Here is a 19584-nt window from a genome sequence, read left to right on the forward strand (position 1 = left end):
ACGTGCTCGCGTACCCCCTCGCGACGGTGACGGTGGTCCCCTTCGCGTTCCGCTGGACCGTCTTCGGGCCGGCGTGGGACGCGCTCGCCGACCGGGTCGGGTTCTTCCTCCTCCGTCCGGCGCTGTTCGTCGACGCCGCCGCGCACGTCGTCCCCGGCGTCGTCCTGTGTGCGGGTATCCTGACCGCGTGGGCGAGCCTGCTCGGCGAGGAGGCCGTGGGGGCGTGGCAGCGCGAACACCTCTCGGAGCCGTTCCGCGAGGCGTTCGTCGAGGAGTGACGGCGAGCGACCCACAAAGCGTTTACCGGACGCCCGCCGACGCGGGAGCGTGAATCGTCGGTCGGCGCTCGGACGGTACGCGGTCGCCGGGGTCGTCGTCGCCGCGCTGGCGGCGGTCGCGCTCGCGGTCTCCCCCGAGGCGGCGCTTTCGCGGCTCCGCTGGCTCGCGGGTGACCCGGTGCGGTTCGGGGTCGCCGTCGTCGCGCTCGCGGCCGTCAGACCTCTTCTCGCGTGGCCGACGACCCTGCTCGCCGTCGCCGTCGGCTTCGGCTTCGGCTGGGTCGGGACGCCGTTCGCGCTCGCGCTCGTGGTCGGCACCTCGCTCCCGCCGTACGCGCTCGCTCGGGCCGGGCGGCTCCGACTCCGAGGCGACTCCGGCACCGACGGGGAGCCGGGCGTCGCCGACCGGTTCTGTCGCGCCGGCGAGCGCTTCGCGGCGGCGTCCGGGAGCGTGCGCGCCGTGGCGGGCACCCGACTGCTTCCGCTCCCCTCCGACGCGGTGACGGTCGGGGCTGCGGCCGCCGGGGTCGAGATTCGGCCGTTCCTGACCGGCACCGCGCTCGGCGAGCTGCCGTGGGTCCTCTGCGGGGTCGCGGTCGGCGTCTCGCTCGACCGCCTCGCGGCGAGCGGCGGGTCGCTCGTCGACCCGACCGTCATCCTCGGCATGGCCGCAGTCGGCGCGCTGGTGCTCGCCGGGCCGCTCTATCGGACGTTCGTGCGACCGGAGTCGACGGCGTCGGCGTGACTCATCGCGGCGTGAAAAAACCGGAACAGCGGATGGATCGGAGAAAGTGAAGACCGCCCGGACGCGTCGTCGCGCGGGCGATCGTGCGGGTCGTGTGCCTCTGACGGCGAACGGCTGCCTCGATCGGGAACCGACCGCAGCGGTGCGCGCATTCCCCCGGTCCCCGAATCCCGGGAACCGAACCCAGCCCTGACCCCGAAGCGCGGTGCGTTCAGCGCTCGCGTCGCACCGAGCGACCGGACGCGACCGCGGCTTCAACGGGGGACCGAGGGAGCGCGGCGTCGCTACGAGCCGTCGGTCGAGTTCTCGCCGCCTGTCGAATCGTCGCCGTCGGATCCGCCGGACTCCTCGTACTCGACCTCGATGCCGCTCGGCACCGGCCGGAGGAGGTACCGTCCGTTTCCTCGCAGCACCGGCGCGAAGTCGGCGGTGAACGTCGTCCGCGCGTTCTCGCGGATCTCGAACGGCGCGTTGAACTTCAGGGGCGCGTTGCCCGGGAGGTCGACGGTCGCGTCGCTCCCGTCGGTGAGGGTCCCGTCGGCCGCCGACACGTCGAGCTGGAGGTACGGGTACTCCCCCGTCTGTAGCTCGCGCTCGTCGATCAGCCGGGTCTCGCCGTTCTGAAGCTCCACGAGGTCCGCCTCCTGCGGCTCGTCGAACTCGAAGTACTCGCGGCCGTCGGGGGCGTCCTCGTCCCCGTCTGTCTCGTTGCCGTCGGCGGTCTCGTTGTCGCCGTCTGCGGTGTCGTCGGCTCCGTCGTCACCGCCGGCGTCGGTCTCGTTGCCGTCGCCGTCGGACTCGTTGTCCTCCGGTTGGGCGCCCTCCGGCCCGAGCCAGAACCCCTCGACGGTGACGACGAGCGACTCGAAGTCGCCGATGTCGGCGGGCTGGTCCGTCACCTGCGTCGCGAGCGTCCCCGTCGCGCGGCCGACGCAGCCGGCGAGGCCGGCCGCGCCGAGCGCGGCGGCACCGGTCGCCTGGAGGTAGGTCCGGCGGTCGAGCGCGTCGAGGTCGGGTGTGCGGTCCGTCACGTTACGCCTCCTCGTCCGCGTCGGATCCGTCGTTCGCACCCGAATCGCCGCCCTCGCCGGCGCCGTTCCCGGCGATGTCGCTCACGGTCTCGCCGAGATCATCGACGCCGCCGGAGAGGAACTCGTTCACGCTATCGAGGATGCCGCCGACGAAGTCCGGCACCTGGTCCGGGAGGTCGCTCGGCAGTCCCGCGTCGCCGGGCGCGTCGCCCGGTCCGGGGGTCGCCGCGACGGCGCCGGCGGCCGCGCCGGTCCCGATCAGTACCACCGTGGCCAGCGCCACGAGCAGCGTCGTTCGGAGTGCGTTCATAGCAACTCTCCCTCGGTGCCCTACGCCCTTTAATGGCGCAAGCCGTTTAGCCGTTTTTCGCCCGATTTAACCCGGTTTAACCGCCGGAAGAGAGTCTGACGAGCGGATTCGTCTAAGATCGGGGTTTGCTTATAAAAGAACAGCTCTGACCGCCGAGCGGGCGGCGCGGTCGCGGGGCGAATCGAAATCCGATTCCGACGCGCGCAACTGGGCGGGGATCGGGCCGCCTACGGCTCCAGCCGGTTCGGGTCGCGCGGGAACATGATCGCCTCCTTGATGTTGCTGAGGCCGGCGACCTTCTGGACGAGGCGGTCGATGCCGAGCCCGTAGCCGCCGTGCGGGGGCGTGCCGTAGCTCAGCGCCTCGATGTAGAACTCGAAGTTCGCGGTCTCGACGCCCTCCTCCTCCATCACTTCGACCATGCGGTCGACGTTATGCTCGCGCTGGCCGCCCGAAGAGAGCTCCTGGCCCTTGTAGATGAGGTCGAACTTCCGGGAGGCGATCTCGTCTTCGGGCACGTCCTGCATGTAGTAGAACTTCTCGTCGGGGTAGCCGACCACGAAGAACGCCGGATGGCCCTGCTCCTCGAAGTGCTCGCCGAGCAGCTTCTCGCCTTTCGTGTCGAGGTCGGTCGGGTCGTCCGGGAAGTGGCCGTACTCGGTCTCGAGGATGTCGAGCGCCTCGTCGAAGGTGATCCGCGGGAAGTCCTCTTCGGGCACGTCGAGGTCGACGTCGAGGAGGTCCAGCTCGCGCTCGGCGTTCTCGGCGACCTCGCGGAGCGCGTAGCGCAGCGACTCCTCTTGGACGTCCATCACGTCGTCGTGGTCGTCGATGTACGCCAGCTCCACGTCGAACATCGCGATCTCGGAGACGTGCCGGGAGGTCGCGAAGTCCTCGGCGCGGAAGGCGGTGCCGGTCTCGTAGACGGCCTCGTAGCCCGAGGCCATCAGCATCTGCTTGTACAGCTGGGGGCTCTGCGAGAGGAACGCGTCCTGGTTGTAGTAGAGGATCGGGAACAGCTCCGCGCCGCCCTCCGCGCCGCCCTTCGAGATGAGCGGCGTCTTGATGTCGACGAACCCCTCGTCTTCGAACCACTCCTCCATCGCGGTGATCAGCTCCGAACGCAGGGTGAACACCGCCAGCGTCTCCGGCTTGCGGAGGTCGAGCGCGCGGTTGTCGAGCCGCGTCGAGAGGTCGACCTCGATGTCCTTCGAGATCTCCAAGGGCAGCGGGGAGTCCGCCTCGTCGATGACCTCGTACTCCGTGGGCGCGATCTCGACGCCGCCGGGCGCCTGGTCGCTCTCCAGCGGCTCGCCGACGACGCGGACCACGTCCTCGGCGCCCACGTCCTGAACGGCCTCGAACAGCTCGGGCTCGCGCTCCTCCTTGAAGACGATCTGGATGAGCCCCTCGCGGTCGCGCACGATGAGGAAGACGAGGCCTCCCAGGTCGCGGATCTCGTGGACGTGGCCGGCGATGGCGACCTCGTCCGCGTCCGGTTCGACGTCCGACGTGTGAATTCGCTCGATCATGACGGTGGCTGCTTACGCGCAACTGGTCGGGCGTTCGGCATAGGCCTGTCGTCTCGCCGTCGACGGAACGCGGCGCCCGCGGCCGCTCCGGCGGATTCTCGGGGAACTCCGGCGGCGCTCCCGAGGCGGAAACAGCGTGATACGTTGTAGCATAACTAACATAATTTTAATACGAAACCGCCACACGGAGGAGATACCGGCGCATCCTGCGCCTCGGAGCCCGATCATGACCCGTTCCACCCGCTCGAAGCTCGCGCGGTCCGCGAGCGTCGCGTTCCTCGGGTGGATCGGGATCGGCTACGGGACTCCGAACCCACGGTCCGTCCGCCCGACCGCGTGACGCGCGTCGGCTGGGGAGGTTTCCCCGCGGGACGGACCATCTCCCGTTCTCTCCAGCCGCCGCTGTCCGTCGCGCGCGTCGAGTCGGACGACCGCATCCCTCGCGAGCGTCGCCGTCGGCGGCCCCGCTGGTGACCCCAGTCGGTGGCCCGTCGTCGGCGCGTTCGAGGAGGCGGACCGGTCGCGTCCCGGGTTTCGTCCGGGACCCGACCGTCCGCCCCGCGTTCGACTCGCGGCGAGGGCGTATGGCAGCAGCCATCCACACGCCGTCGGTCGAGGCGACGGTGACCGTCCGCGTCTCGCAGGCGGCCGCCGGCGACCTCGTCGCCGGCGCCAGAGCACAGATCGAACGAATCGACGGCGTCCGCGTCGAGGAAATCGAGATCGCCGGCCTCCGACCCGGTCTCAACGACACCACGGTCGAGGCGGTCGCGACCCTCGCGGTCGGCGAAGAGACGGGTCCCGGTCCCGACGGCGACGCCACCGACGGGTTCGTCGTCGACCGGGTCCGGGAGCGCCTCGCCGACGGCTTCGGCGTCGACCCCGAGCGCGTCGAGCGGATCGACCCGCCCGACTGACGGGGACCGGTATACCGTTCCTCTACTCACCCGCGAGTCGCTCCCGCACGTCGGTCTCGGCGCGCCGGAGCACCTCCCGGATCGGGAGGCCGGTCGCCTCGGCGACCGCGGCTGCGTCGTCGTACTCCCCGCTGATGTCGTAGGTCTCCCCCTCGGTCGTCGAGGCGACCTTCACGACCACCTCGTGGTCCGCGCCGTCGACCCGGAGCGTCGCCGTCTCGAACTCGCGCTCCGCGATCCAGCGGTGGCTCGCGCCCGACTGGCGCACCCCGAGCGTCCCCGTCTCGCGGGCGAGGCGCTCCGCGACCGCCTCCGCGTCGTCCGGCTTACAGATGGCCTTCACGAGGTGGCCGGGCCGGGACTTCTTCATCGTCGTCGGGACGATCGTCACGTCTCTCGCGCCGGCGCGCGCGAGGGTCTCCTGGAGTCCGCCGAGGACCTCCGGCGCGGCGTCGTCGAGGTTCGTCTCTAAGACGGCGATGTCGTCGTGGACGAGTCCGCTGTCGCGGGCGTGGTCTGCGTGAGCGTGGTCCGCGTGCGTGTCGTGTTCCTCCCCCTCGGAGTCCGGCAGACCTCCGTCGCCGACGAGCGCGCGGCAGACGTTCGGGTGGCGCTCGAAGTCGGCGTCGCCGGCCCCGTAGCCGGCGCGCTCGACCGCGAGGTCCGGGACCGCGTCGACGCCCTCGGCGACCGCGCCGAGGATCGCGGCGCCCGTCGGAGTCAGCAGTTCGCGGTCGATCGGCCCGCCGACAATCCGAAACTCGGACCGGGTCGCGATCTCGGTCGTCGCCGGGGCCGGGACCGGGTACGTCCCGTGGCTCATCTCCACCGTGCCGCCGCCGGCGGCGACGGGGGTCGTGACCACGCGCTCGGGATCGAGGTCGGCGAGCAGCAGCGCCGCGCCGACGACGTCGGCGACCGCGTCGTCCGCGCCCACCTCGTGGAAGTGCGTCTCGTCGAGGTCGGTGCCGTGGACCGACGCCTCGGCGCGGCCGAGCAGTTCGAAGGCGTCGAGCGCGGTCGACTCGACCGGAGCGGGGAGATCGCATCGACTCGACGAGATCGACCACCTCGCGGTAGGTTCGGTGGATCCCGGCGCCCTCGGCCGGTGCGTCGTCCCCGGAGTGTTCCGTGTCGTGACTGTGGCCGTGGTCGTGGTCGTGACTGTGGTCGTGGTCGTGACTGTGGTCGTGGTCGTGACTGTGGCCGTGGTCGTGGTCGTGACTGTGGTCCCTGTCGGTTTCGACCCCTCCGTCGCCGTCGTCAACGAGCACGTCGACGGTCGTCGCGCGGATCCCGTTCTTCTCGGTCTCGCCGACCTCGTACCGGATCGGGAGCGCGTCGCTCACGGGCGCGAGGACGTCGGGGTCGGCGCCGGCCGCGATCAGCGCGGCACAGATCATGTCGCCGGCGGCGCCGGTCCGGCCGTCGAAGACGAGCGTTCGCATGCCGCATCGGAGGCCAGCGGGGAACAAATACCCCTGATCGGGCGGTTCCACCGAGACGGTGGGACCCGGCGTCGGCCGAGCGAGCGAAACAGTTCAGTCGGATGAAAAACCCTAATACCGCAGGTTAACACCTGCCGGTATGTCTCCCTCCACGATGGGATCGGTCGCGGCCGCTTTCGGGGCGCTCGCCGCGCTCGTCGCCGTCGGCCCGGGTCTCTGGACCGCGATCGCGCACCGCGAGAGCGACAACGGCCTCTCGTTCGGCGTCCTCGCCATCGGGATCGCGATCTGGTGCGGAACGGCGGCGTTCCGGCCGTTCGCCCTGGAACCGATGACGCAGGCGTACTTCTTCCTCCTGTCGCTGGCCGGGGCGTCGGTGGCTGGTCTGGGGTGGTTCCTGTTCGCCAGCACGGCGCACAGCACGCCGTCGACGCTCAGCCGCTCCCCGGTGTACGCGGCCATCGCGCTCGTCGTCGGCGTGGACGTGGGGCTGGTCGTCACGACGCCGGTCCACGGACTGTACTGGGCCGGGTTCGCCGAGACCACGACCGTCTTCGGCACCAGCGCCGTCGTCGCCACGGCCGGGTACTGGGCGCACACCCTGCTCGTCGCCGGACTGTTCACGGCCGGCGTGTGGCTGTTCGCGAGGTCGCACGGTCCCCGTCGCGACCGGCGATACGCGCTGGTGTACGCCGGCAACGCCGCCGCCGTGGCCCTCGCGGTCGCCGCGAGCAACGTCGCGGCACCCGGGTCGGGAGCGGCGGCCCCCATCCTCGCGTCCGGCCTCCTCGTCGTCGGCGTCGTCCAAGCCCGGCGGTCGTGAGCGCGACCGCCGCGAGGGTACGCCGCGTGGCGCGCAGCGCGGCTCCGCCCCCGCTTTCGACCGACGGACGGAAGACGGCGAAAACGCACGCATACGACGAGGTTTTAACTTCGGACGCCGTACCGTGCTATATGATGACACAGATCGGTGTGACGGCCGGCTCCGGCGGCGGAGCCGGCGGCGCCGACGGGGGCAACAGGCTTATTCCCGAACCGGGAGGAGATAGGAACAACCCCCGCGAGGAACCATGAACGAAGTCCAACTCGAAGTGGCGAAGGCGTACCCGAACGACTCGGGGCGCGGCATCGCCCGACTCGACCCCGACACCCTGCTACACCTGAAGCTCTCGCCCGGCGACATCATCGAGATCGAGGGCGCGGAGACCACCGCCGCGAAGGTCTGGCGCGCGGACCGCCAGGACTGGAACACCGACACCGTGCGGGTGGACGGCTTCACCCGACAGAACGCGGACGTGGGCATCGGCGAGCGCGTCACGATCCGGAAGGCGGAGGCCGAGAAGGCCGACAAGCTCGTGTTGGCCCCGCCCGAGGAGGCGTCGGTCCAGTTCGGCTCCGACGCCGCCGGCATGGTAAAACGCCAGATCCTCAAGCGGCCGGTCGTCGAGCGCGACATCGTCCCCGTGATGTCGTCGACGAACCACCCGTTCATGCGGTCGCCCGGGCAGGCGATCCCGCTGATCGCGGTCGAGACGGAGCCTGACGGCGTCTGTCTCATCACGGAGGACACCGAGGTCGAGCTGCGCGAGGAGCCGATCTCCGGGTTCGAGAAGACCGGCGGCGGAATTACGTACGAAGACATCGGCGGCCTCCAGTCGGAGATCCAGCGCGTCCGCGAAATGGTCGAGCTGCCGATGAAACACCCGCAGATCTTCTCGAAGCTCGGCATCGAGCCGCCGCAGGGCGTCCTGCTCCACGGCCCGCCGGGCACGGGGAAGACCCTGCTCGCGAAGGCGGTCGCCAACGAGACGTCGGCGTCGTTCTTCTCCATCGCCGGTCCCGAGATCATCTCGAAGTACTACGGCGAGTCCGAACAGCAGCTCAGGGAAATCTTCGAGGACGCGAAAGAGGAGTCCCCCTCGATCATCTTCATCGACGAGCTGGACTCCATCGCGCCGAAACGCGAGGACGTCACCGGCGAGGTCGAGCGCCGCGTCGTCGCCCAGCTCCTGACGATGATGGACGGCTTGGAGACGCGCGGGCAGGTGATCGTCATCGGCGCGACGAACCGCGTCGACAGCGTCGACCCCGCGCTCCGCCGCCCTGGCCGGTTCGACCGCGAGATCGAGATCGGCGTCCCCGACGAGGTGGGCCGCAAGGAGATCCTCCAGATCCACACCCGCGGGATGCCGCTCTCCGACGACGTAAGCTTAGATCACCTCGCCGACGAGACGCACGGGTTCGTCGGCGCCGACATCGAGAGCCTCACGAAGGAGGCCGCGATGAAGGCGCTCCGGCGCTACCTCCCTGAGATCGACCTCGACGAGGAGGAGGTCCCGCCGAGCCTCATCGACAGGATGATCGTCAAGCGCGACGACTTCTCCGGCGCGTTGAACGAGGTGGAGCCGTCGGCGATGCGCGAGGTGCTCGTCGAGCTGCCGAAGATATCGTGGGACGACGTCGGCGGACTCAGCGAGGCCCAACAGCAGGTCCAGGAGTCGGTGGAGTGGCCGCTCACCTCGCCGGAGAAGTTCGACCGAATGGGCGTCAACGCCCCGAAGGGGGTGCTGTTGTACGGCCCGCCGGGCACCGGGAAGACGCTGATGGCGAAGGCGGTCGCCAACGAGACCAACGCTAACTTCATCTCTGTTCGCGGGCCGCAGCTGCTCTCGAAGTGGGTCGGCGAGTCGGAGAAGGCGATCCGGCAGACCTTCCGGAAGGCCCGGCAGGTGAGTCCGACGATAATCTTCTTCGACGAGCTGGACAGTCTCGCGCCCTCGCGCGGCCAGGAGATGGGGAACAACGTCTCCGAGCGCGTCGTCAACCAGCTGCTGACGGAGCTTGACGGTCTCGAAGACATGGGCGACGTGATGGTCATCGGCGCGACCAACCGGCCCGACATGATCGACCCCGCGCTGCTGCGCTCGGGGCGGTTCGACCGCCTCGTGATGATCGGCCAGCCCGATCAGGAGGGCCGCGAGCAGATCCTCGACATCCACACGCAGGATACGCCGCTCGCGCCCGACGTGAGCCTCCGCGAGGTCGCCGAGATCACCGACGGCTACGTCGGTTCCGACCTCGAGGGGATCGCCCGCGAGGCCGCCATCGAGGCGCTTCGCGACGACGACGACGCCGAGGAGGTCGAGATGAAGCACTTCCGGCGCGCGATGGAGTCGGTGCGGCCGACGATCAACGACGACATCCTCGCGTACTACGAGGATGTCAAAGAGCAGTTCAAGGGCGGGGGCGGCGAGTCGCTTCGCGACACCGGCGGCCGAATCGGGTTCCAGTAGCGCGGCCGGCGACCGGCGGTCTCTCCTGCGGGGACGTTATTGGGTCGCGCGCGTAGCCAGAGGTATCGGACGACGTGAAGGTGGTACCTCTCCCGCCGCCGCACCGCCCCGTTTCGCTCCTTTTAACCTCGCCAGCGACCAAACGGAGGTATGTCTCAGCCCCGCATCCCCGGCGGCGACGAGAACGCGCTGGAGCTGCCCTGCGGGGAGGCGATCGGTGTCGGCGAACTGGACCTCGGGATGCGCGAGTACGAGTGCGACTGCGGCGAGGCGCACGCGGTCGTGATGGACGTTCATCCCCCGGAGCGGTTCCTCCCGGACTTCCTCGTCGAAGTCCTCCGCGAGGCGATCGAGACGACGAGCGAGGAGATGCCGGAGTTCGACACGCCGCACCTGCTCGGCGTCGTCTTAGAGGAGTTCCCGGAGGCCGTCGTCGCGCACGACGCCAGCGAGAACGCCGATGTCGGGTACGCGATGGCGTGGGTGACGGAGTTCGACTCCCGTCGCCTCCACGAGGTCGTCGTCGAACTCGTCGTCGAACTGATGGAACACGCCGTGAGCCACGCCGACGACGACGAGGCGCTGTCGGCGTTCGAGCGGGAGATGGTCGAGTTCGACGTGAGCGAGTTCGTCGAGCAGTACCGCGACGAACGCGACCTCGAGGCCGAGGACCCGTACGCCTGAGCGGGATCGAGTCCCGTTCGATCGCGCCCCGGCGACCCGCTCAAACGCCGGTTAACGTCCGTCTCACGCTTCGTGTCAGACAATCGTCCGACTCCTGTCTCACTGAACCCTATATGTTCGGAGACCGTACGTAAGACACATGAGCGCCGGCGAATACGACCGGTACGACCGGATCCGCGGCGTGCTCGCCGAGGCCGACGAGCCGCTGACGGCGCGGGAGATCCTCGCCCTCGTCGACGAGTGTGACGAGTGCGAGGAGATCGACAGCCCGCACCGGGTCGCGACGGTGCTCGGGCGCCGGGCCGAGCGCGGCGAGATCGAGGTCATCGCGGGGCAGCCGTACCGGTACCGGCTCGATACCTGAAAGGCGGCCAGCGGTCCGGAACGCGGCCGTCCGCGGCCGTGTGTGCGGTCGTTCAGCGGGAGCCGCGAGCGTTTCTACGGAGTGACGATCAGATCGAACCGATAGACGCCGTCTCGATATTCGACGACGACGTTCCGGAAGTCGACGCGGTCGTCGTAGTTCGCTATCGGTTCGAGGTCCTCGGCGATGCCGAGCGCGCCGAGGGCCTCGTCGAGTTTCTCCGACGGCGGTGCGCCCTCCTCGTAGCGGCGCGGGTCCTCGGCGATCGCGTCGTCTAACACCTGTCGGGCGGACTCGGAGAGCTCACTCGAGGCGAGGTCGCGTTCGACGATCTTCTCCCGTGCGTGCGCGGTGAACTCGCTCCGCGTGTCGCTGATCTCGGTGATCGCGTACGTCCACTCCGGGACCTCGACGGTCCGCCGCTCGGTGATCACCCGGAAGTACTCGTCTTCGTACTCGACGAACTCGAACGCGGGCGACGGGACGAGGTCGCTGGCCTCGGCGTCGAGTTCGTGGTGGAACTCGACCGTCTGAAGCTCGTCGAACTCGGGGTCGCCGAGGAAGCCGTCGTTGCCCGCGTAGACGGCGTCGAGCGCCGCGTCGAGTACGCGCTCGTCTTGGTCGGAGAGGTCGAACGGAGGCTGCGCGACCGTCGCGTCGTCGGGCGGCGTCTCGTCGACCCGTTCGAGCGCGAAGTGCCACCGCTCCCGTTCGAGGGAACGCTCCGATTCGATTCGAACCTCGTAGAAGGTCCCGTCGCGTTCGAGGAACGTCGGGCTGGGTCTCGTCTCGGTCCCCCACGCGTCGCGGCCGACGAGCGGCCACTGTTGTACGGTCACGCTCCCGGTTTCGAACAGCTCCGAGAGATGCGCTGTCTTCGTCTCGGTCGCGAAGTCGACACGAGTCACGGCGTCGATCTCGGTCGGGTCGGGCCACAGGTAGGGACGACCGATCGACGAGAGATCCAGTTCGTCGGCGATGAGCGCGTACGAATCGAGGCTACCGGGACTTAGACAGCCGGCGGTCGCCGCGGTCGCGCCGGCGGCGCCGAGCAGTTGGAGGGCACGGCGGCGGGAACAGGTCATAGCCGTCTCGAATTTTTCGACATCCCGATAAATTCCTTGTGGTGAACGGTTCAACTGGCCCATTCGACGGTGGCGCGTCGAACACGTCGGGCGTCGACGAGCGCGTTCGCGGCGGGGGTTGGCGAGTCGTGTCGTGTAGTACCGACCACCGTGGTACGGCCTCACTTGCGAAAATCGCAAACTCGCTGCGAGATTCGTACTCTACCGCCGGCCTTATTACGATGAGCGTATTCCGTCCGCGTAATGAGCGAGGACCGGACGATTCTACTCATCGGCAGCGGACCGATCCAGATCGGACAGGCGGCCGAGTTCGACTACTCCGGCGCGCAGGCGTGTCGCGCGCTCCAGGAGGAGGGCGCCCGCGTCGTCTTGGTGAACTCGAACCCCGCGACGATCATGACCGACCCCGAGACGGCAGACCGGGTGTACATCGAGCCTATCACGCCCGAGGCCATCGCGGAGGTCATCCGGATCGAGGAGCCGGACGGCGTCATCGCGGGCCTGGGCGGCCAGACCGGACTCAACGTCACCGCCGAACTCGCCGAGGAGGGAATTCTGGAAGAACACGACGTCGAGGTGATGGGAACGCCGCTCGACACCATCTACGCGACGGAGGACCGCGACCTGTTCCGCCAGCGGATGGAGGGGCTGGGTCAGCCGGTGCCGAAGTCGACGACCATCTCGCTGGACGAGGACGAATCGGTCACCGACTTCGACGAGGAAGCCTTCCGCAGGCACGTACAGGAGGCGGTCGACGAGGTCGGCGGCCTCCCCGTCATCGCCCGGACGACGTACACCCTCGGCGGCTCCGGCTCCGGCGTCGTTGACGAGTTCGAGGAGCTGGTCGAGCGCGTCCGCAAGGGGCTCCGCCTCTCCCGTAACAGCGAGGTGCTGATCACGGAGTCCATCGCGGGCTGGGTCGAGCTTGAGTACGAGGTGATGCGGGACGCCGACGACTCCTGTATCATCATCTGTAACATGGAGAACATCGACCCGATGGGGATCCACACCGGGGAGTCGACGGTCGTCACCCCCTCGCAGGTGATCCCCGACGACGGCCACCAGGAGATGCGGGACGCGGCGCTCGAAGTGATCCGCGACCTCGGCATCCAGGGCGGCTGTAACATCCAGTTCGCGTGGCACGACGACGGAACCCCCGGCGGCGAGTACCGCGTCGTCGAGGTGAACCCCCGCGTCTCCCGCTCCTCCGCGCTCGCCTCGAAGGCGACCGGGTACCCCATCGCCCGCGTCACGGCGAAGGTCGCGCTCGGCAAGCGGCTCCACGAGATCGAAAACGAGATCACCGGAGAGACGACTGCCGCCTTCGAGCCGGCGATCGACTACGTGGTGACGAAGGTGCCGCGCTGGCCCATCGACAAGTTCGACGACGTGGACTTCGAGCTGGGCACGGCGATGAAGTCGACCGGCGAGGCGATGTCCATCGGCCGGACGTTCGAGGAGAGCATGGTGAAGGCGCTGCGCTCCTCCGAGTACGACCCCGCCGTCGACTTCGACGAGGTGGACGACGACGAGCTGGAGTCGGAGTATCTCGAACGCCCCAGTCCGGACCGCCCGTACGCGATGTTCGAGGCGTTCGACCGGGGGTACACCGTCGACGAGGTGATCGAGCTGACCGGCATCCACCGCTGGTACGTCGAGCGGTTCGAGAAGATCGCCGACGGCACCGCCGCGGCCGCCGAGGGCGACTTCACCGAGGCCGCGATGGTCGGCCGCACCGACGCCGAGATCGCGGCGACCGCGTCCGCCGGCGGCGTCGACGCCGACGTGGGACAGGTCGAGAGCGCGGTTCCGGACCGCACCTACAAGCAGGTCGACACCTGCGCGGGCGAGTTCGAAGCCTCCACGCCGTACTACTACTCGGCGCGGCTGCCGGAGTTCCTCCAGGGGGCCGACACCGCGGGCGCGGCGAACGAGGTCCGCGTCGACCCCGACGTCGAGAGCGTCGTGGTCGTCGGCGGCGGCCCGATCCGCATCGGGCAGGGCGTCGAGTTCGACTACTGTGCGGTCCACGCGGTGCGCGCGCTCCGCGAGCTCGGCATCGACGCGCACGTGATCAACAACAATCCCGAGACGGTGTCGACGGACTACGACACCTCGGACGGACTCTTCTTCGAACCCATCTCCGCCGAGGAGGTCGCCGACGTGATCGAGACCACCGGCGCCGACGGCGTGATGGTCCAATTCGGCGGGCAGACCTCCGTCAACGTGGGCGAACCGCTCAAGGATGAGATCGACCGCCGCGGACTCGACTGCGAGATTCTGGGCACGAGCGTCGAGGCGATGGACCTGGCGGAGGACCGCGACCGCTTCAACGTCCTGATGGACGAGCTCGGCGTCGCCCAGCCCGAGGGCGGCACCGCGACCAGCGAGGCCGAGGCGCTCGAACTCGCCCACGAGATCGGCTACCCCGTCCTCGTGCGCCCCTCCTACGTGCTCGGCGGGCGCGCGATGCGGGTCGTCGAGGACGACGCGGAGCTGGAGGAGTACATCGAGGAGGCGGTCCGCGTCTCGCCCGACAAGCCGATCCTCGTCGATCAGTTCCTCGACGACGCCGTCGAACTGGACGTCGACGCCGTCGCCGACGGTGACGACGTCCTCCTCGGCGGCGTGATGGAGCACGTCGAGAGCGCGGGCGTCCACTCCGGCGACTCCGCGTCGCATGATCCCGCCGCGCTCGCTCGACGACGAGACGCTAGGCCGGGTCCGCGAGGTCACCGAAGACATCGCCCGCGCGCTCGACACGGTCGGCCTGCTCAACGTCCAGCTCGCGGTGACGGGCGTCGAGGGCGAGGCGGAAAGCGAGGTGTACGTGCTGGAGGCGAATCCGCGCTCCTCGCGGACCGTCCCGTTCGTTTCGAAGGCGACGGGCGTCCCAATCGCCAAGCTGGCGGCGAAGGTGATGACCGACGACCTGACGCTCGCCGACCTCGACGTCGACGAGCAGATCCCCGAACACCGCTCGGTGAAGGAGGTCGTCCTCCCGTTCGACCGGCTGCCGGGGTCTGACCCGCGGCTCGGCCCGGAGATGAAGTCCACCGGTGAGGTGATGGGCACGGCGACCTCCTTCGGCAAGGCGTACGACAAGGCGCAGGACTCGACCGGGAAGCCGATCCCGGAGTCCGGCACCGCCGTCGTCGACCTCTCAGCCGAGGAGTTCCCGGACCCGGGCACCGAGGCGGGCGAGGCGCTCGTCGCGGGGTACGCCGAGCACTTCGAGCTGAGCGAGGCGACGGACCTGATCGAAGCGGCGAAGCGCGGCGAGCTCGACCTCATCGTCTCGCGCCAGCGCGACCTGCTTGAGGTCGCCGTCGAGGAGGAGATCACCTACTTCTCGACGCACGCCTCCGCGAAGGCGGCGCTCGAAGCGCTCGACCACGCGGGCGACGACCTCGACGTGATGGCCGTCTCGGACCGCCCGAAGCGCGTTGCGAACTGGGGCGCGGGCGAGTAGCCGAAAGGGGCGAAGAGGGCGGTCCGGAGGGGGAACGCACAAGCCGTCCGCCCCCCTCCGGACCGGTATGAACGTGGATATTCTGCTGTACGACGGGTTCGACGAGCTGGACGCGATCGGCCCGTACGAGGTGTTCGACTACGCGCTCGGCTACGCCACCGAGGGGAGCGGTGCGACCGAGGGCGAGTCGAGCGGCGATGCCGGCCGCGTCCGGTACGTCGCGCTTGACGAACGCGAATGGGTGACCGCGAGCCACGGGACTCGCGTCGGCGTCGACGGTGTCCTCCCCGACCCGGAGACCGACAACGCCCCCGACCTGCTTGTCGTCCCCGGGGGCGGGTGGAGCGCGCGCGACGAGGCGGCGAGCGCCTGGGCGGAAGCCCGGAAGGGCGACGTGCCGCGCGCGCTCGCGGCGCACCACGCGGCGGGCACGCGGATCGCCTCGGTGTGTACCGGCTCGATGCTGCTCGCGGAGGCGGGCGTCACCGACGGGCGCCGCGCCGTCACGCACGCCTCGGCGATCGAGGAGCTCCGCGAGTCGGGCGCCGAGGTCGTCGACGCGCGCGTCGTCGACGACGGCGACCTGCTCTCCGCGGGCGGGGTCACCTCCGGCATCGACCTGGCGCTGTACGTCGTCGAGCGGGAGTTCGGGGAGGAGATAGCCGACCGGGTGGCGACGGTCATCGAGTACGAGCGGCGGTACGAGGTCGCGGCGTAGGGCGCCGCGCCGACAGTCTCGCTCGCTCGGCGAGCCGGCGCCGCTCAGTCGTCGTCGGCCTCGTCCGGGAGGGGCACGGCGTCGCCGTTCCCCGCCTCGTCGGTCGTGGTCTCGCCGTCGGCGTCGACGGTGACCACGGTACAGTCGAGTTCGCCGCGGAGGAACGAGTCGATGTCGGGGTCGGAGAGCAGCTTCTGGACCATCCGCCGCCACCGTCCGGCCTGCTTCGAGCCGATGACGACGATGTCGGCGCCCTCGGCGACGACCTCCTCGAGGATCGTCTCCTCGACGAGGAAGCCGCGGCGGACGACGTACCGCGCGCGGTCGATCCGGCCGATCCGCTCTTCGACCGCCCGTTTGAGATCACTTCGCGAGACGCCGCCAGACCGCTGATATAAATCGACGTGAAGGACCGTGAGGTCGGCGCCGCGCTCCTCGGCGACGCGGGCCGCCTCTCGGAGCGTCGCCGCCGAGTGCGACGAGGGGGAAACCGGACCGGGACCACGACGAGGGTCATGTCGAACCGGTGGGTCCCCGGGCGTAAATACGCTGTCGGTGCGGTCGGCGGCGGTCGCGCGTCACCGCGTCACCGGATAGCCTCACAACGCCGGCGGTTCGCCGCGGCCGAGCACGATCTCCTGCCCCTCGACGTCCTCCAAGGCGGCGACGCGGCCGCCGATCTCGACGCGGCCCTCCTCGGTGTCGACGACCAGCGACGCCACCTCCTCGGTGTCGACGATCGCGAAGTCGACGACCTTCCCGCGGACGGTCACGTCGGCGCCCGTCTCGATGTCGCGCCCCTCGACGGCCGCGTAGAACTCCTCGTCGTCGAACTCGCGGACGTCCTTCACGGCGCGCCGGATCGAGGCGTAGCGGCGCGGGAAGGGGCGTTCCGCTCCGTCGGCGGCGAGCGTCTCCGCGGTCGTCCACAGCACCGTCCCGAAGAAGCCGGAGACGAGGAAGCCGAGCGCGGAGCGGTTGAAGATGACGCCGTAGCGCTCGCGGTCGTCTCGCAGAGCGTCCTGGGTGGCGTACACGGAGTACTCGCCGTCGCCGACCGCGAGGACCGGCGTGGTGATCCCGCGGCGGGCGCGGGCGATGGTCGCGACCTCCAGGTAGTCGAACGTCGACGGGTCCGGCGCGTTCGACGCGGGTGTGACGAGCAGCTCGACGCTGACGCCCGCGGCGACCTTCGCGGCGAGCTTGTCGCGGAACCGCCGGAGGAGTCCGGGGGTGAGCGACACCGCCAGCTCGTACTCCGCGTTCTCGATCACCTCTTCGAGGTACCGGAGAATCGTCGAGCGCGACTTCACGAGCGACACCGCCTCGGTCTCGCGGGTCGGCGCGGTGTAGCGGGCCTCCAGCTCGTCGACCATCTCCGCGAACGACGAGCGCAGGTCGCCGAAGGCGTCGTCGGGGTCGACGGCGACGATCTTCATCGGCCGCGACTCGCGGAGCTCGACGAGGCCGCGGTCCGAGAGGCTCCGGACGGTGTCGTACACGCGCGGCTGCGGGATATCTGTCCGGTCGGCGATGTCGCTCGCCGTCAGTTCTCCGTGTTCCAACACCGCGAGGTACGCGTCGATCTCGTACTCGCCGAGGTTGAATCGGTCCCCGACACGGTCGAGCGTGTCCCGGAGATCGTCTGTCATGTGGCGAGAAACGGGGGCGGGGATTATAGCTTTTTACTATGAGCCGAGTTGTACGCGTTTTCAGAGTCCGGTCCTCCTTGCCGGCGACGCCGACCGATCACATGTACATTCGGTCGTAGCTCCCCTCCGGCTCTCGCTCTTCGATCCGCTCGGCGAGGTCCTCGTAGCGGCGGCGGATCTCCTCCGCAAACGCCTCCAGCGGGGCCGCGTCGACACCGAGTTCGTATATCGCGTTCGCGGTGTCGACGAGCCGCACCGCGGCGTCGACGTCGGGCGCCTGCGCGTGGACCGGGGTGACGAACACCCCGACGCCGAGCGGCGATTCCAGCCCGCGTTCGAGCAGCCCGGCGTTCGCCCCGTCGAGGAAGCCGGACTCCATCGGGGGAACGTCGGTCCCGTCGGTCAAGCGCGCGGCACGGTAGTCCTCGGTGGCGACGTGGAACGTCCGATGGGCGTCGGGACCGTGTGCCACGGGGACGCCCGCCAACACCGCGATCTCCTCGGTCCCGTTCGCCTCCGTCCAGTCGAGGAGGGCGTCGGCGAGCAGTTCGCCGGGCATCGGCGGCACGAACTGCTCGGCGACCAAGACGGTGAGATCGAGGTCCGGCGCGGAGTACAGTCGGATCGGGTGTCGCGGCGTCCCCTTGGTGAACGGCGTGATCGACGGGAGTCCGTCGATCCGGACGTGTCCCGTCTCCTCGAGGTCGAGGTCGTCGACCAGGTAGTCGACGGCGGTCAGGCCGGCGAGTCCGAACGATGAGAACCCGGCGATCACCGCGTCTCCCGGCTGCGAGTCGTGTTCGACGGTGAATCTCGGTCCCGTCGGATCCGCGGGCTGGCGTGACATACTCCCCGTTCGCTCAGCCGCGCCATAGTGGTTGTCCCCGTCCGCCCCGTCCGGGGCCCGCGTCCGTCGCCGAGCGTCCGCGGGGAGAAACGCTTTTTCGGATGGCCGACGGCGGTCCGCTATGGTCTTTCCGGAGGGGACGCCGATATCGGGGGTCGTCTCGCGGCTCACCGAGATCGCTTCTCGACTCGGTGACCTCCCGGGAGCGAGCCTGCTGACCGTCCTCGCGTCGGTCGCGATCGGCGTCGCCGTCGCCAACTTCGTCGTCCGACTGATCGGTCGCCCCGTGGCGCGCCGCGTGTCGCGACAGAGCGTCGCGCAGACGATCGTCCGCGGCGTGCGGGTGGGAACGATCGCGGCCGCGCTGTTCGTGGGACTCGACGCCGTCGGGTTCCAGTTCGAGAACCTTCTCCTGGGGACAGCGGTGTTCACCGCCGCGATCGGTATCATCCTCGCGCCGCTCGTTGGGAACTTCATCAACGGCGTGTTCATCCTCGCGGACCAGCCGTTCGAGATCGGCGACATGATCCAGTTGGAGGACGGGACGACCGGGTTCGTCGAGGACATCACGATCCGGTACACGAAGATATTCACCCTCGATAACTCCTTCCTCGTCGTGCCGAACGGGACGATGCGCGAGCGCGACGTGACGAACTTCTCCGCGGAGGACGAGCGCACGCGGCGGTCGATCGACGTCCTCGTCACCTACGAGAGCGACATTCCCGAGGCGCGCCGCCGCATCGAGCGCGCGGCGCGCGACTGTGAGACCGTCATCGACGGCGGTCCCGACATCCGCATCGGCGTGGCGCGGTACATGGCGGGACCCGACTGCCGGCTCCACGAGTTCGGCGACAACGGGATCCTGCTCCGGCTCCGGTACTGGGTGAAAAAGCCCTACAAGCTGGCGAAGGTCCAGTCGGACGTGAACACGAAGATCCGCGAGCGGCTCGGGGACCCGGACGCGAACGTCACGATGGCGTACCCCCACCGCCATCTCGTCTTCGACGACACCTCCGGCGTCGCGCGCGTCGACGCCGATTCCGACTCGTCGGCGGTCGGCGGACGCGACGCGCCCGCGGCCGCCACCCCGGATCTCAGCGACGACGCGCCGACGGACTCGGAGCGTCTCGACGACGACGCTCCCGCCGCCTCGGATTCCGCCGATGACGACGGTCCGGAGCGGTGATCGGATCGGAAGCCTGATAGAG

General features: G+C 69.5%; 15 protein-coding genes and 3 pseudogenes. 10 read left to right on the forward strand and 8 right to left on the reverse strand.

The window, feature by feature from the left end:
• Nucleotides 1-2: 2 nt before the first annotated feature.
• Together ACODNG_RS14245 and ACODNG_RS14250 are read left to right on the forward strand one after the other, a co-directional pair.
• The gene (locus ACODNG_RS14245) at nt 3-278 is read left to right on the forward strand and encodes a hypothetical protein (RefSeq protein ID WP_434521836.1); all 276 of its coding nucleotides are present in this window, start codon (nt 3-5) and stop codon (nt 276-278) included.
• A gap of 49 nt (nt 279-327) precedes the next feature.
• On the forward strand, nt 328-1023 hold the full coding sequence (locus tag ACODNG_RS14250) for a VTT domain-containing protein (protein WP_434521837.1): 696 nt from the start codon (nt 328-330) through the stop codon (nt 1021-1023).
• A 284-nt stretch (nt 1024-1307) separates the two neighbouring features.
• Here the strand turns inward: ACODNG_RS14250 and ACODNG_RS14255 are convergent, their stop codons facing one another.
• From ACODNG_RS14255 to aspS, 3 genes are all read right to left on the reverse strand, one after another.
• Nucleotides 1308-2054 (reverse strand): DUF4382 domain-containing protein, encoded by a 747-nt coding sequence (locus ACODNG_RS14255; RefSeq protein WP_434521838.1) that lies wholly within the window; start codon nt 2052-2054, stop codon nt 1308-1310.
• Between the two features lies 1 nt (nt 2055).
• On the reverse strand, nt 2056-2364 hold the full coding sequence (locus ACODNG_RS14260) for a hypothetical protein (protein WP_434521839.1): 309 nt from the start codon (nt 2362-2364) through the stop codon (nt 2056-2058).
• 227 nt (nt 2365-2591) lie between these two features.
• The gene (gene aspS, locus ACODNG_RS14265; protein WP_434521840.1) at nt 2592-3896 is read right to left on the reverse strand and encodes an aspartate--tRNA(Asn) ligase; all 1305 of its coding nucleotides are present in this window, start codon (nt 3894-3896) and stop codon (nt 2592-2594) included.
• A gap of 584 nt (nt 3897-4480) precedes the next feature.
• On the opposite strand from aspS, the gene ACODNG_RS14270 reads away from it, so the two are divergent.
• Nucleotides 4481-4813: a hypothetical protein gene (locus ACODNG_RS14270; protein ID WP_434521841.1), complete on the forward strand. Its 333-nt coding sequence runs from the start codon at nt 4481-4483 to the stop codon at nt 4811-4813.
• A gap of 22 nt (nt 4814-4835) precedes the next feature.
• Here ACODNG_RS14270 and larC read toward each other — a convergent pair.
• Nucleotides 4836-6261, reverse strand: a pseudogene (larC, locus tag ACODNG_RS14275) (nickel pincer cofactor biosynthesis protein LarC).
• Between the two features lie 139 nt (nt 6262-6400).
• Here larC and ACODNG_RS14280 point away from each other — a divergent pair.
• The 4 genes from ACODNG_RS14280 (at nt 6401) to ACODNG_RS14295 (ending at nt 10602) form a co-directional block, all read left to right on the forward strand.
• Entirely contained in the window at nt 6401-7084 is a 684-nt protein-coding gene (locus ACODNG_RS14280; protein WP_434521842.1) for a histidine kinase N-terminal 7TM domain-containing protein, read from the forward strand.
• A gap of 247 nt (nt 7085-7331) precedes the next feature.
• Nucleotides 7332-9554 carry a CDC48 family AAA ATPase gene (locus tag ACODNG_RS14285; RefSeq protein WP_209544252.1) on the forward strand — a complete coding sequence of 741 codons (2223 nt, stop codon included), beginning with the start codon at nt 7332-7334 and terminating at the stop codon, nt 9552-9554.
• Nucleotides 9555-9704: 150 nt separating this feature from the next.
• On the forward strand, nt 9705-10238 hold the full coding sequence (locus ACODNG_RS14290; RefSeq protein ID WP_434521843.1) for a DUF5815 family protein: 534 nt from the start codon (nt 9705-9707) through the stop codon (nt 10236-10238).
• 139 nt (nt 10239-10377) lie between these two features.
• Complete coding sequence (locus ACODNG_RS14295; protein ID WP_209544246.1) at nt 10378-10602, forward strand: hypothetical protein; 225 nt, start codon at nt 10378-10380, stop codon at nt 10600-10602.
• Between the two features lie 74 nt (nt 10603-10676).
• On the opposite strand, the gene ACODNG_RS14300 is transcribed toward ACODNG_RS14295, so the two are convergent.
• Nucleotides 10677-11687, reverse strand: a complete 1011-nt coding sequence (locus tag ACODNG_RS14300) for a hypothetical protein (protein ID WP_434521844.1) — start codon at nt 11685-11687, stop codon at nt 10677-10679.
• Nucleotides 11688-11930: 243 nt separating this feature from the next.
• On the opposite strand from ACODNG_RS14300, the pseudogene carB reads away from it, so the two are divergent.
• A pseudogene (gene carB / locus ACODNG_RS14305) lies at nt 11931-15159 on the forward strand (carbamoyl-phosphate synthase large subunit).
• A 67-nt stretch (nt 15160-15226) separates the two neighbouring features.
• The gene (locus ACODNG_RS14310; RefSeq protein WP_434521845.1) at nt 15227-15877 is read left to right on the forward strand and encodes a DJ-1/PfpI family protein; all 651 of its coding nucleotides are present in this window, start codon (nt 15227-15229) and stop codon (nt 15875-15877) included.
• Between the two features lie 44 nt (nt 15878-15921).
• On the opposite strand, the pseudogene ACODNG_RS14315 reads toward ACODNG_RS14310, so the two are convergent.
• From ACODNG_RS14315 to ACODNG_RS14325, 3 genes and pseudogenes are all read right to left on the reverse strand, one after another.
• Nucleotides 15922-16394: pseudogene (locus ACODNG_RS14315) on the reverse strand (universal stress protein).
• A gap of 82 nt (nt 16395-16476) precedes the next feature.
• The gene (gene trmB / locus ACODNG_RS14320) at nt 16477-17529 is read right to left on the reverse strand and encodes an HTH-type sugar sensing transcriptional regulator TrmB (protein WP_434521846.1); all 1053 of its coding nucleotides are present in this window, start codon (nt 17527-17529) and stop codon (nt 16477-16479) included.
• Between the two features lie 97 nt (nt 17530-17626).
• A complete protein-coding gene (locus ACODNG_RS14325; RefSeq protein ID WP_434521847.1) occupies nt 17627-18376 on the reverse strand; it encodes a proteasome assembly chaperone family protein in 750 nt (249 codons plus the stop codon).
• Nucleotides 18377-18497: 121 nt separating this feature from the next.
• Here ACODNG_RS14325 and ACODNG_RS14330 point away from each other — a divergent pair, with 121 nt between their 5' ends.
• Nucleotides 18498-19562, forward strand: coding sequence for a mechanosensitive ion channel family protein (locus tag ACODNG_RS14330; protein ID WP_434521848.1), 1065 nt, complete (start codon nt 18498-18500; stop codon nt 19560-19562).
• The last annotated feature ends 22 nt before the right edge of the window (nt 19563-19584 follow it).

The sequence above is a fragment of the Halorubrum sp. AS12 genome (assembly GCF_051122765.1).
Classification (GTDB): Archaea; Halobacteriota; Halobacteria; order Halobacteriales; family Haloferacaceae; genus Halorubrum; species Halorubrum trapanicum.

Excerpts from the sequence above, each read along its gene's own strand:
- ACODNG_RS14260 (WP_434521839.1), bottom strand. The coding sequence starts at position 2,364 with ATGAACGCACTCCGAACGACGCTGCTCGTGGCGCTGGCCACGGTGGTA.
- aspS (WP_434521840.1), bottom strand. The coding sequence starts at position 3,896 with ATGATCGAGCGAATTCACACGTCGGACGTCGAACCGGACGCGGACGAG.
- ACODNG_RS14270 (WP_434521841.1), top strand. The coding sequence starts at position 4,481 with ATGGCAGCAGCCATCCACACGCCGTCGGTCGAGGCGACGGTGACCGTC.
- ACODNG_RS14280 (WP_434521842.1), top strand. The coding sequence starts at position 6,401 with ATGTCTCCCTCCACGATGGGATCGGTCGCGGCCGCTTTCGGGGCGCTC.
- ACODNG_RS14285 (WP_209544252.1), top strand. The coding sequence starts at position 7,332 with ATGAACGAAGTCCAACTCGAAGTGGCGAAGGCGTACCCGAACGACTCG.
- ACODNG_RS14290 (WP_434521843.1), top strand. The coding sequence starts at position 9,705 with ATGTCTCAGCCCCGCATCCCCGGCGGCGACGAGAACGCGCTGGAGCTG.
- ACODNG_RS14295 (WP_209544246.1), top strand. The coding sequence starts at position 10,378 with ATGAGCGCCGGCGAATACGACCGGTACGACCGGATCCGCGGCGTGCTC.
- ACODNG_RS14300 (WP_434521844.1), bottom strand. The coding sequence starts at position 11,687 with ATGACCTGTTCCCGCCGCCGTGCCCTCCAACTGCTCGGCGCCGCCGGC.
- ACODNG_RS14310 (WP_434521845.1), top strand. The coding sequence starts at position 15,227 with ATGAACGTGGATATTCTGCTGTACGACGGGTTCGACGAGCTGGACGCG.
- trmB (WP_434521846.1), bottom strand. The coding sequence starts at position 17,529 with ATGACAGACGATCTCCGGGACACGCTCGACCGTGTCGGGGACCGATTC.
- ACODNG_RS14325 (WP_434521847.1), bottom strand. The coding sequence starts at position 18,376 with ATGTCACGCCAGCCCGCGGATCCGACGGGACCGAGATTCACCGTCGAA.
- ACODNG_RS14330 (WP_434521848.1), top strand. The coding sequence starts at position 18,498 with ATGGTCTTTCCGGAGGGGACGCCGATATCGGGGGTCGTCTCGCGGCTC.